10 protein-coding genes are annotated in these 12,717 nt (G+C 42.5%); 1 reads left to right on the forward strand and 9 read right to left on the reverse strand.

The annotated features are described in order from the left end of the window. Positions 1 to 229: transposase (locus BHV72_RS03650; protein WP_286854671.1), on the forward strand; the 229-nt coding region annotated here is incomplete at its 5' end. 209 nt (positions 230 to 438) lie between these two features. On the opposite strand, the gene BHV72_RS03655 is transcribed toward BHV72_RS03650, so the two are convergent. The 9 genes from BHV72_RS03655 to BHV72_RS03695 all read right to left on the reverse strand — a co-directional run bounded on the left by BHV72_RS03655 (position 439) and on the right by BHV72_RS03695 (position 12,345). Beyond that, entirely contained in the window at positions 439 to 3,003 is a 2,565-nt protein-coding gene (locus BHV72_RS03655) for a glycosyltransferase family 1 protein (RefSeq protein ID WP_005675601.1), read from the reverse strand. Between the two features lie 36 nt (positions 3,004 to 3,039). After that, the gene (locus BHV72_RS03660; protein WP_005675600.1) at positions 3,040 to 4,701 is read right to left on the reverse strand and encodes a glycogen/starch synthase; all 1,662 of its coding nucleotides are present in this window, start codon (positions 4,699 to 4,701) and stop codon (positions 3,040 to 3,042) included. 172 nt (positions 4,702 to 4,873) lie between these two features. After that, a complete protein-coding gene (locus tag BHV72_RS03665; protein ID WP_005675599.1) occupies positions 4,874 to 5,335 on the reverse strand; it encodes a V-type ATP synthase subunit K in 462 nt (153 codons plus the stop codon). 38 nt (positions 5,336 to 5,373) lie between these two features. Continuing rightward, the gene (locus BHV72_RS03670) at positions 5,374 to 7,197 is read right to left on the reverse strand and encodes a V-type ATP synthase subunit I (RefSeq protein WP_022041523.1); all 1,824 of its coding nucleotides are present in this window, start codon (positions 7,195 to 7,197) and stop codon (positions 5,374 to 5,376) included. Then, on the reverse strand, positions 7,194 to 7,799 hold the full coding sequence (locus tag BHV72_RS03675; RefSeq protein ID WP_005681263.1) for a V-type ATP synthase subunit D: 606 nt from the start codon (positions 7,797 to 7,799) through the stop codon (positions 7,194 to 7,196). Before BHV72_RS03675 ends, BHV72_RS03670 begins: the two co-directional genes overlap by 4 nt. 37 nt (positions 7,800 to 7,836) lie before the next feature. Beyond that, complete coding sequence (locus tag BHV72_RS03680) at positions 7,837 to 9,162, reverse strand: V-type ATP synthase subunit B (protein ID WP_005675595.1); 1,326 nt, start codon at positions 9,160 to 9,162, stop codon at positions 7,837 to 7,839. A gap of 30 nt (positions 9,163 to 9,192) precedes the next feature. Next, entirely contained in the window at positions 9,193 to 10,914 is a 1,722-nt protein-coding gene (locus BHV72_RS03685) for a V-type ATP synthase subunit A (RefSeq protein ID WP_286854773.1), read from the reverse strand. A 16-nt stretch (positions 10,915 to 10,930) separates the two neighbouring features. Beyond that, positions 10,931 to 11,743, reverse strand: coding sequence for a DUF2764 domain-containing protein (locus tag BHV72_RS03690; RefSeq protein ID WP_286854768.1), 813 nt, complete (start codon positions 11,741 to 11,743; stop codon positions 10,931 to 10,933). 11 nt (positions 11,744 to 11,754) lie between these two features. Beyond that, positions 11,755 to 12,345 carry a V-type ATP synthase subunit E family protein gene (locus tag BHV72_RS03695; protein ID WP_005675592.1) on the reverse strand — a complete coding sequence of 197 codons (591 nt, stop codon included), beginning with the start codon at positions 12,343 to 12,345 and terminating at the stop codon, positions 11,755 to 11,757. Positions 12,346 to 12,717 lie beyond the last annotated feature (372 nt).

The raw sequence follows: 12,717 nt of genomic DNA on the forward strand, positions 1-12,717 counted from the left end.
ACAGGTGAATCACCGCCTGAGAAAAATCAAGGAAAGGGAACGTGAAAAGCTCCTGTCACCGGAAGGTCTTAAATACCGCAGTCAGCGGCCACAGGATGTAGAAGCCGTATTTGGAAACCCCAAGAACAACAAGCACTTCAAGAGGTTTCACCTTCGTGGACTTAAGAAGGTGGAAATTGAGTTCGGCCTGCTGGTCATAGCACACAATCTTGCAAAAGTAGCCTCTTAGGAGGCTTATGGCAACGAAAAAAACTATTTGAAAGAATGAAATCTTCAAAAAGAAGCTTGTAAACTCCTTTTTTTGAGAAGAATCCAAAATAACTTCAATCTGAAATAAAACAAAAAAAGACCATCTCAAGTTTATTTTGAGACAGCCTCTTTTTTTATAGAGAGAAGCAATAGAGGAAGATCACTCTACCCTATCTTATTCTCAATCAATTAGACGAACCAACGTACATAACAGAAGTCCTGACGATGCGGAAGATCCGGGTTCTTCGGGAACATACGGTAAGATACCTTAAAGCTACCGGCATTCGATAAACTATGTACCACCTGGAATGTATACAAGTCACCTTCTTTCTTAATTACACTGAACGGCTCTACCGAATAAACATGTTGTTTACCGTCGGCAGTCGTATAAGTAGTAACCAATTCAAGTCCTACGGCATCATTCAGACCTTTTTCGTCAATTACATAAGTAATGACATATTCTTTTCCGCTTTCGATATCGCCGGTTTTCAGCTCTTCCACCTTATCGCAAGATACGATTTCAATAGAATCCCATTTAGTAACCACTTCTTCTTTCCAAGCAGCAATTTCTTTCGCTTTTGCATTGTCGTTAGCAGACAAAATAGCGAAACGTTTAGCCAACTTATTGTAGAACTTCGAATAGTAGTCATCCAATTGACGTTTCATTGTATAATGGGGAGCAATCTGAGCGATAGAATTCTTCACTACCTTAATCCAGCCTTCCGAATATCCTTTCTTATTGCGAGCATAGTACAACGGAAGAATTTCAGTTTCAAGAATACTGTAAATAGTAGCAGCATCTAATTGATCCTGATGTTCCTGATTTTGGTAAGTACGTTTTTCAGTTAACGCCCAACCTGCACCTTCGCGATAACCTTCCAGCCACCAACCATCTAATACAGAGAAGTTAACAACACCGTTCATCAATGCTTTTTCACCTGATGTACCGGATGCTTCCAATGGACGAGTCGGAGTATTCAACCAGATATCAACACCGGAAACCAGACGACGAGCCAACTGCATATCGTAGTTTTCGAGGAAGATGATCTTACCCAGAAATTCGGGACGACGTGAAATCTCGATAATACGCTTAATCAAACCTTGCCCTGCACCATCATGCGGGTGAGCCTTACCTGTAAACAGGAACTGCACCGGATAATCAGGATTGTTTACGATCTTGGAAAGACGTTCCAAATCGGTAAATAGCAAGTGCGCACGTTTGTAAGTTGCGAAACGACGACCGAAGCCAATCAACAACGCATTCGGATTAATCTTATCCATCAACGAAACGATACGTGAAGGATCTCCCTGGTTCTTCAGCCATGTATCACGGAATGATTTGCGGATATAATCAACCAGCTTATTCTTCATCGTCATACGAGTCTTCCAGATTTCTTCATCGGGCACGTTATAGATAGCTTCCCAAATCTTAGGATTAGACTGGTCAAACCAGAAGTTTTCGTTGAAATATTTAAAGTACAGTTGTTTCCATTCTGTTGCACTCCAAGTCGGGAAGTGAACACCGTTAGTAACATAACCTACGTGCATTTCTTCCGGGAAATACCCCTTCCAAATAGTGGAGAACATTTCTTGAGAAACTTTTCCGTGGAGCCAGCTCACACCGTTCACTTCCTGAGAAGTGTTGCAAGCAAAAACAGACATACAGAAACGTTCACCCTTGTCACCCGGATTATTACGTCCGAGATCCATCAGGTCGTCCCAGCTAATACCCATTCTGGCAGGATAACCTCCCATATATTTACCAAACAGTCCTTCATCAAAATAGTCGTGACCTGCCGGAACCGGAGTATGAACAGTATAAAGAGAAGAAGCACGAACCAACTCGATAGCCTGATCGAATGTCAATCCCGTAGCTACATAGTCACAGATACGCTGAACATTAATCAGTGCAGCATGTCCCTCATTACAGTGATAGACATCTTTCTTGATACCCAGTGCTTTCAGAGTCAGGATACCACCGATACCCAACAGGATTTCCTGCTTCAAACGGTTTTCCCAATCACCGCCATAAAGCTGGTGAGTAATAGGACGGTCGAACTCGCTGTTCATTTCATTATCCGTATCAAGCAGATACAAAGAAATACGTCCTACATTTACACGCCATACGTTAGCATGAACATAATAATCCAAATAAGGAACGTCTACCACTAAAGGATTGCCTGCTGCATCCATTACACGTTCGATAGGAAGTTGACCGAAGTTCTGTGCTTCATAGTTAGCAATCTGCTGACCGTCCATAGACAAAGTCTGCGTAAAGTAACCATAACGATACAAGAAACCTACTGCGCAAAGATCAACATTGCTATCAGATGCTTCTTTCAAATAGTCACCGGCCAACACACCCAGACCACCGGAATATATTTTCAGGACGCTACTTAAACCATATTCCATGCTGAAATAGGCTACTGACGGACGTTTTTCATCCGATTTCACATCCATGTAATCTCTGAATTTTGTATAAACATCATTCATTCTTCTCAGAATCACCTTGTCTTTTGCCAAAGCCTCCAACTTTTCGTAGCTCATGCGCTCCAACAACAGTACGGGATTCTGTCCACATTCTTTCCAAAGTTCCGGATCTAGATCTCTAAACAATTCTGTCGCTTCAAAATTCCATGCCCACCAAATGTTACGTGCAATTTCAGACAATCTCTCCAACTCTACCGGTATACGTGATTTTACAGTAACCTCTTTCCAGTTGGGAGTATTCACATTACTAACTTTAATTTTCATAATGTTCTTATTTACTTATTGATGAATAATTTTTTCTTAACTCAACTGACGCTTCATCGCATTGCACAAAGCAATATCGTAAGCCTCATAGTAATATTGTATAAAATGTTTCCACAGAGCCTGTTCCGCCACTTCAGCAGCCCGCTTGCGGATTTCTTTTATTTCTTTTTCCGACTTATCCGCAAATAGCGTAATTGTATCTTTGATACCATCCGCCACCTCCGAATAATTATAGTCAGAACGGTGCAGCACTTCTACCCCGTCATTGATACCATGCTGATTCTTCAAGCTATTTACCCAAAGCCCGAATCCCGCCAGATCAGTAGTTATTGTTGGAACGTGGAAGGCTACACTCTCCAGCGGAGTATATCCCCATGGTTCGTAATAAGAAGCATAGACACTCAAGTCCTGTCCCAGCAATATATCATAATATTCTTTGTTCATAATACCGTCACGCCCGTCCAGATAGCAAGGAACAAATATCACCTTTACCTTATCTCCGGGACGATTACCCATTCCCAGATATTTCAGCATATCCAACACCTGGTCATGAGTCATGTTATGCAACCAATGAGTGATAAACGGCACCTCGAGCGGAGTATCAAACTTCTCTTTACTCTTCAAACGTTCCTGCAAATCTTCACGGGGATCTCCTACCCAACTGGGGACATTGATGAATGCCAGAACATTCTTATGCAAGTTTTTGTCCCTGTTCAAGCGGTTCAATGATTCCAAGAATACATCAATACCTTTATTTTTGAATTCATAACGCCCACTGGTTCCGATGATTAACGTATCATCCCCCATATTTGTTCCCAATAATTTATTGGCAACGTTTAGCATCAAGGCACGTGCACGTTTACGTTTTCCCGTAAATGTACTTCCTTTCGGTACGAAATCGTCTTCAAAACCATTCATCAACACTACATCTGCCGGTTTGTCTAACAGTTCCTTGCACTCATTGTTGGTAATCTGGCTTACAGTTGTGAAGCAGTCTACATAATGTGCAGTCTGCTTCTCGATAGAATGCTTTGACTGCATATTAAGTTCCTGTGCCATTTGGTCACCATTATAAGCAAACAGATAGTCATACAGCGGCTTATTGTTACCTGCTATGGAACGGCCGATCGATGTTGCATGAGTCGTGAAAATAGTACCAATTTCCGGCACAGCCTCCTGTATATAAAGTGCTCCCATTCCGGTCATCCACTCATGTGCCTGATATACCACCTTATCCGTTTCTGTCAGGTTGTAGCGGTAGAAACTTTCCACCACCTTTCCTGCAGCATACGAAAACATAGAAGCTTCGTCGTAATCGCCATAAGCATGCAACGAATCTACTTGAAAACGATTCCACATATCTGTGTATATATCGTCCTTCTTCTCAAAAAAAGGTTGAAAATCGACTAGAATGACAATCGGCTCACCTGGTATATTCCATCGTCCGACACGAACCGAAAGTTCGTCTTTCTCAAATGCATGCTTTTTCCAGGCAGCACACAAATTATCTGACTCAATGAATAGAGGGTTCTCTTTTCCTTGCCACACATCAGGACCTATGAAAAAAATTCTGTCGCGAAACTTTTCCTGCAATGTATTCGCCCGTGTCGACAAGACAGTGTATATCCCTCCCACTTTATTACATACTTCCCAGCTGGACTCGAAGATATAATCGGGGGTTAATAAATCTTTTACCATATAATATATTAAAACTCTTTTTAGTATGCGAGTGCAAAAGTACACATTATTCTTTGAAAAAAGAAAGAAAAGTTGGTTGACAAAGAAAAAAGAACATCCCCTTGCAAATGCAAAACGGCATTCACAAGGGGATTGAAAGTTCTTTATTGAAAAAGTTTCTTGCAGAAAAAAATTATGCAAGCGCACTACCGATCAAGAAAGTTGCAGCTAAAGCAACGATAGCATAAAGTTCTGGGAATACGGCCAAAATCAATGTATTACTAAAAACATTGTGTCCCTGGCCGATAGCAGCGATACCGTTTGCACAAACCTGTCCCTGACGAATAGCAGAGAACAACGCAACCAATCCCAAAGCAATACCTGCACCAAGAACGGCTGAAGCCTGAATAGCAGTAATTTCAGGAGTCAGGATGCCGAAAATGGTCTGGAACATAAAGTAACCGGCAAAACCATACAAACCCTGTGTACCCGGAAGTGCAGTCAACACAAGGAAGTTACCGAATGCACTATCATTCTTCTTCAATGCGCCGATAGCAGCGTTACCTGCAATAGTTACTCCGTAAGCACTACCAATGCCTGACAAACCAACCATAACCGCGATGCCAATATAGGCAATAAACAAATTCATTTCCATAATCTTATTCTATTTTTTATTGTTTAATTCTTTAATTCTTAATTTTTAAAAGGCTTGTACTCTTTGCCGCCACCTTCATAACCGGAGTTCTTGAAAAACTCAACGAACGTCAGACGCATCGGGTGAACCATTGCACCGAGCACATTCATAAACATATTGATTGCATGACCGATAACAAAAATCAGCACCATTACAATAGGTCCTGCTATTACATTATCCGGACTCATACCTACCGCCAGACTGTTGAATACTCCCGCCAGAATACCTCCTGAAAGTCCAAGGGCAAAAAGACGAACGTATGATAAAACATCTCCCAGCAGACCGGTAACCATGTTATATGAATCCCACAAACCGAGTCCGATATTCATAAATATGTTCTTTCCCGGAGTGTTGAAAAGGAATATCATAGCACCGGAAATACACAGAACAACCTTATATGCCGTACCTCCCATCGACAACAACTCCGAAGAAGAGAATAAAGCCGAAACAGCCGTTGAAACCAGTAGGATAATCCATCCGATCGTTGCTATTGCATATTTGAAACCAAACTGGATTGTCTGATTCACAGCTTTCAGTACCATACCGAACAGAATCTGGATAACACCCAAAATCAGCGACAGCCGGAACATATCGTTGTTGTCCATCAGGACCGCATGTTTCAGACGTTGCACGATAGGCCAATCCAAATCATAGATATTCGCTCCGAAGAATGTACCCGTCAGCAAACCGCAGAAGAAGGTTGAAGCAGACAGTACCTGTATCAGTGAAATAATCGACTTCATTGACGGAGTTACCTTCTTTGCCAGTAAGCGATATGCCGTTGCTCCGAGGAACAAGAAAAGTCCATATCCCGAGTCTCCCAGACAGAGTCCGAAAAATACCATAAAGAACGGGGCAAAGAACGGAGTCAAGTCCAGTTCATTATACTTCGGAAGCATATACAGCTTACAGATCGGTTCGAACCAGGCAAAGAATCCTTTATTATTCAATCGAATAGGAACATTATCACCCGGCATCGGATCCGTAATCTCATAATATACATGTGCGTCATTCAGATAAGCCTCTATTTCCACTTTACTGTATGCGGGAGCCCATCCTTCAATCAACATCAGCTTATCACCGGCAGTTTGTTCGGAACTCAATACAACCTTAGAGAATTCAATCTGACTCTGTAACTCTTTCAAAGCTGCCTTCAAAGAAGGAATATCCGTCTCGGAAAGTGCAACGAGTTTCTTTTCATTCCCTTCGATTGCCTGTTCGGTCGTATCATAAAGCGCTTCAAGACGTGACAGAGAGTATGCAGGAAGTTTCGCCTGCTCCACATCCAAGTCCACTTCCTGTCCGGCCTTCGTTACAGTCACAAAGAATACTTTGGAAGAAATACGGTTCACAATCATTGCATTGTATTCCGTTTCCCATTCTTCTTTGTAATTTCCTTCCGAACAGCTATAGAAACCGATTATATAACCGGCGTCTTTCAGTTTCTGAATGCCGGTCGGCTCAAAGTTACCCCAAACTTCCAATACTTCTTTCTCTTTCGCATAGCTTTGTAGCTGTTGGGACAACTTGCCGTGTTCCGTCTGCAGAGCATCCACCTCGTCCAGTACTTGCATACCGCGGGTAGCCGTTCCACCTTCCGTAGCAATCACGGCATTCTTTTCATGCTTCTGATTTTGAAGCAACTTCAGAGTAGCCGCCAAGCGGTTGAAAAGGCGAATATTCTCCTGCAACTCCGTATTATCGGCAGCACCTTGTTGCTTCTCCACAATGTGAACCACACCAAGTTCGCGCAGACTGTTCAGGAATTCTTCGTACTCCTTGTGATAAACCAGGAATGTGAGTTTCTTCATTTTTGTAATCATGCTTCTACCTCCTTCCTTTTTTCTTGATGAGACTTCATGATCTTTTGCGAAGACTTCGACAGGTTTTCTTCATCTTCCATAAATCGTTTGATCTTTCGCAATGCATCCTGATAGCCTGGTATCTGCACCTTCTCAAAAAGGTTCACTTTCTGAGTGGTCTTTTTCCTTGCATGTTCTAACAGATTCAGCTTGGCGAGCATAAACTCGCGTTCGATTGCCGTATGGGCCAGTTCTTCCAACAAATGGATACCGTCGGCATACCACTTGGGAGCGTTGAACATACTGTACGGACGTATCTCGAAATCTATATTTTCGAGTAGCGGTACACGTACACCCGCAATCTTCTTCACGCCAAGATGAACATCATTCACCTTTATCAATGAAGCGTCAAACTCATTCCAAAGGGCGAACATGGCTTCATAGGCTTGAATTTGTTGTTCGAGCCTATCCTCCAAATCGGCAGCTTCCGTTTTACAGCGCTTCACTTCCATGCGGAGGGCACTTTCCTTATTCTTGATAATAGGAAGCGTACGTACCCGCACTTTCAGTTGCTTTTCGAGCTGCTGAAGGGAGGTTTTGTTATATTGAAACTTTATAGCCACGTTGTTATTACTAATTATCAGTTATTACTAGTGCTAATTATTCACCTTTCGGCCAGTATTGATCTACCAGGTCTTTCTTAATATTTACTTCTTCCGGACGGAAGTATCTGCCGAACAAGCCCCAAGCTACGTCTAACATTTCAGTCGTATCAAGATTGACATCAATGGCCAACAACTGGTTGGAATAGTCTTTCGCGAAAGCCAACGTACGTTCGTCGTAGTTCGTCAGGTCGAAACCGTTTTCCATTTTGGTCTTCGCATTAGCAGCATCGGCATACAGACGTACAGCAGCATTCATCACCTGCGGGTGGTCCTTACGTGTCTTTTTACCGGTTACCAACTGTTTCAAACGAGACAATGAACGGAACGGATCGACAATTACCTTACCAATATCACTATCACGACGCAGGAACAACTGGCCTTCCGTGATATAACCTGTATTATCAGGCACAGCGTGCGTAATATCGCCACCGGACAAAGTAGTCACCGCAATAATCGTAATAGAACCACCAGAAGGGAACTGCACCGCCTTCTCGTAAATCTTCGCCAAATCGGAATAAATCGAACCCGGCATAGAGTCTTTTGAAGGAATCTGGTCCATACGGTTAGATACAATTGCCAACGCATCGGCGTAGCTGGTCATATCAGTCAACAACACCAACACCTTCTCATTATTATTTACTGCAAAATATTCAGCAGCAGTCAACGCCATATCCGGAATCAACAAACGTTCCACCGGAGGATTCTCGGTCGTATTCATGAAACTCACAATACGGTCAAGAGCACCAGCATTGGAGAACACATTCTTAAAGTACAAGTAGTCGTCATTCGTCATACCCATACCGCCCAGAATAATCTTATCTGTTTCAGCACGCAATGCCACATTTGCCATTACTTGGTTGAAAGGCTGGTCGGGGTCAGCAAAAAATGGAATCTTCTGACCGGACACCAGCGTATTATTCAAGTCGATACCGGCAATACCTGTCGCAATCAGTTCCGACGGTTGTTTGCGCCGAACCGGATTCACTGACGGACCACCGATTTCCACTTCCTGTCCTTCAATCTCGGGACCACCGTCAATCGGGTCACCAAAAGCATTGAAGAAACGTCCTGCCAACTGCTCACTAACCTTTAATGTAGGAGATTTGCCGAGAAATACGACTTCAGCATTGGTAGGAATACCCTCTGTACCTTCAAATACCTGCAAAGTGACATCGTCACCGGCAATCTTAACCACCTGTGCCAGTTTACCATCCACAGTGGCAAGCTCATCATACCCTACTCCCGTTGCTTTCAACGAACAGGTAGCCTTAGTAATCTGAGTAATCTTGGTATATATCTTTTGAAAAGCTTTTGTTGCCATTTATATATTTACAATTTAGCTATTTACAAATTACTGTTTAATACTTCTTTCGGCAATCAATTCCTTCAATTGCTGTTGGAATCCCTCATACTGCTCTGATTTGAACTTCGAGTAGTTCATCTGCTTACAGATATTAATCATCTTCTTGAAGTAATCCATTACTTCGTTGAAGTTATCAAATTCAAACTCCGTATGACAGATGTCAATCACCATATTCAAGATATCCTCCTGACGTTCCATAGGTGTTACGGCATCGATTTCATCGAATGCATCCTGCTGCAAGATAACAAAGTCGATCAATTCCGATTTCCAGAAAGTAACGTGATATTCTACCGGCACACCGTCGTCACCAAGGATATTAATCTGTTCGGCAATCTCCTTACCACGTTGCAAACGGGTTTTGAGTTCATTCACCTTACCAATCCATTCATCATTGATATGACCTTTGATATATTCTTCAAATTCCGGATATTCGATATATTTAGAATAAGAATCAATCGGGTTCACAGCCGGATAACGTTTCTTATCAGCACGGTCCTGCTCCAAAGCGTAGAAACAACGGGCCACTTTCTTCGTGTTTTCAGTTACCGGCTCTTTCAAGTTACCACCGGCAGGAGATACCGTACCGATAAAAGTAATTGAGCCCGTTTCACCATTAGAAAGTTTCACATAACCGGCACGGCCATAGAAGTTTGAGATAATAGCCGAAATATCCATCGGGAAAGCATCTGGTCCGGGCAACTCTTCCATACGGTTGGACATCTCACGCAACGCCTGCGCCCAACGTGAAGTAGAATCCGCCATTAACAACACTTTCAGTCCCATAGAACGATAATATTCTGCCAATGTCATTGCTGTATATACAGATGCTTCACGGGCAGCAACCGGCATATTAGAAGTATTGGCGATAATGATCGTACGTTCCATAAGTTTACGTCCCGTGTGCGGGTCCACCAGTTCTGGGAATTCGGTAAAGATCTCCACAACCTCGTTCGCACGTTCACCGCAAGCGGCGATAATTACGATGTCAGCTTCCGCTTGTTTGGAAATAGCATGCTGAAGCACCGTCTTCCCTGTACCGAACGGCCCCGGTATAAAGCCGGTACCACCTTCCACAATCGGATTCAGCGTATCAATCACACGCACACCGGTTTCCAACAGTTTGAAAGGACGCGGTTTCTCCTTGTAATTCGTCATGGCACGTTTCACAGGCCACCTCTGAATCATAGTCACAGGAATATCATTTCCTTCCTCATCAGTCAGGATAGCAATCGTATCCTCAATCTTATAATCACCTTCCGGCATGATAGTCTTTACAGTAGCAGTTCCCTGCAATGTAAACGGCGCCATCATTTTCAACGGCTGGAAGTTCTCATCCACCTGCCCCAGCCACGCGGAAGCTTGTACTTTATCACCCGCGTTTACCAATGGAACGAAGTGCCATACACGTTCTTTATCCAACGGATACGTATATTGTCCTCTCTTCAGAAAAACCCCGTCCATCTTGTCAAGGTCATTTTGCAGACCGTCGTAGTTTTTCGATAACATACCCGGGCCTAATGTCACCTCAAGCATGTGTCCTGTAAATTCGGCTTCGGCGCCCACTTTCAGTCCACGTGTACTCTCGAACACCTGAACATATACCTGTGAACCTACAACCTTAATCACCTCCGCCATTAACTTATCGCCACCGGTAGAGATATAACAAATCTCATTCTGAGCTACCGGTCCGTCAACGACGAGGGTCACCATGTTGGCAATAACGCCACTAACAGTTCGACTCAATAATGCTTCGGAACAACTGATTACCTCTTTCTTTATCCAAGGAGATCCAACGCTCAATCATTTCCAGTTTCAACAAGAAAGCAAAAATGCGCTCAACAGTGAAATAATCGAAGAAAATAGCATCTTCCATCCAGTTCCACCGTAAAGCGTCCAGCTTCTTCTCACGTTCTACCAGTTCTGTAATCTCACTGATTTTCACCAATGACTCAAAAACATCAACCTCACCAGACAATCCGAAATCGCGGGCACTGGAGGTACGCAATGCTTCGCACACTTCCGTATTACCTACAATATTGGAAGCAATATCCCATTTGAACTTACGGCTCGTAAATGCAACCAGAATATTATTGATGTTCAAATTGAATTCAAACCAGGCAGCAACAAACTTATTTCCACATTTCATGGCATACTCATAATATAAAGTAGCCAGGTGATCTTCATGCAACACCGTACTTTCGGCCGGAGTATTCAAATAATCAGTTATAAATGTAGAAAGGTAAACCGGAAATTCCTTAGGGCTGATTTCTCCGCCTTCCCTCAACATAGAAATATACTCAGTGAGTTCGGCAGCAGAATAGTTTCCTCGTTTATCAATTTCCGCCTCTTTGTCTTTGAGAAGTTTCAGCACATTGGCATTGTCAAACTTCAGATAGAATAAGTCAATCAACTTCTGGTCTGAAGCAGATAATCCCGGGTAGATTTCAGTTTTAAAATCGGCTACTGTATAGCTCAGTTTGCTGTCTTCCAGTGAAAGTTCCGGCAAACCTGCTACCAAGTAATAGTACTTACTACTCATAGTCGCTTCTTTTAAAATAGCATTTCTACTAATTGAGGACGCAAGAACGCTTTGAAGTAATTCATGAATTCTTCTTCTCCGAAGTTCACTTTATATGAACCGTCCGCCGGAGAAACCGTAAACAAGGTCTTGATACCGTTTACTTGCTGGATAGTAACACCTTTATCCAATAAAGCTTTTGCATGAGCTGCAAAATATTTTTTCAATGATTCCGCATCAGCTGTCGAGATAACGATAGGCTCGTCTATACTCCACTTAGAAGCTAATGCAACAATAAACGCATTCAGGTAATCTTTATCCTGAGCGAAATCCTTTACAGAAGCGGTAATCAACTTGTCAGTGACCATAGTAGCAATCTCTGATTTGAGTGCATTAACGGCCTGACCGGAAAATAGTTTTAACTCTGATTTTGTATTTTCTGCCAGTTCTTCAGCAGATTTACGAGAGGCAGCAACGATTGAGTCAGCTTCTTTGTGAGCATCCTCAATGATCTTTTTTGCTTCTTCCTGAGCATTCGCGATAAGTCTTTGCGCTTCCTCGTTTCCTTTTTCCACGCCTTCACGATAAATCTTATCGGTCAACTCTTGAATTTTGTTTTCCATATTAACAGGAGTATTTAGTATTATTACTGTATTATGATAAAAAAGGGAAAGATGAAAAGAAAAATATTCCCTTGCAAAAAAATCACACTTCTACACCGATTTTATTCCGTTTTCAGCGTATTCTTATTACTAAATGACACTTTTCCGAAATTCTCACGGGAGAAAGCAAATATATAAAATCAAAAGGAGAATAAAAAACGAAGAAATACTGAAAGCGAAGAAAGGGATACCAAAGCGGCTATATGAAAGATTAAATCATAAAATAAGAGATAATCCAAACAGTTAAAAACAGAAAGCCTCGCCCGTCAAATAGACAAGCGAGGCTTCATAAAAAACGGCGGCTACCTACTCTCCCACTGTTACGCAGTACCA

It is taken from the genome of Bacteroides sp. 43_46, assembly GCF_001915455.1.
In the GTDB taxonomy this organism is placed as follows: Bacteria; Bacteroidota; Bacteroidia; order Bacteroidales; family Bacteroidaceae; genus Bacteroides; species Bacteroides caccae.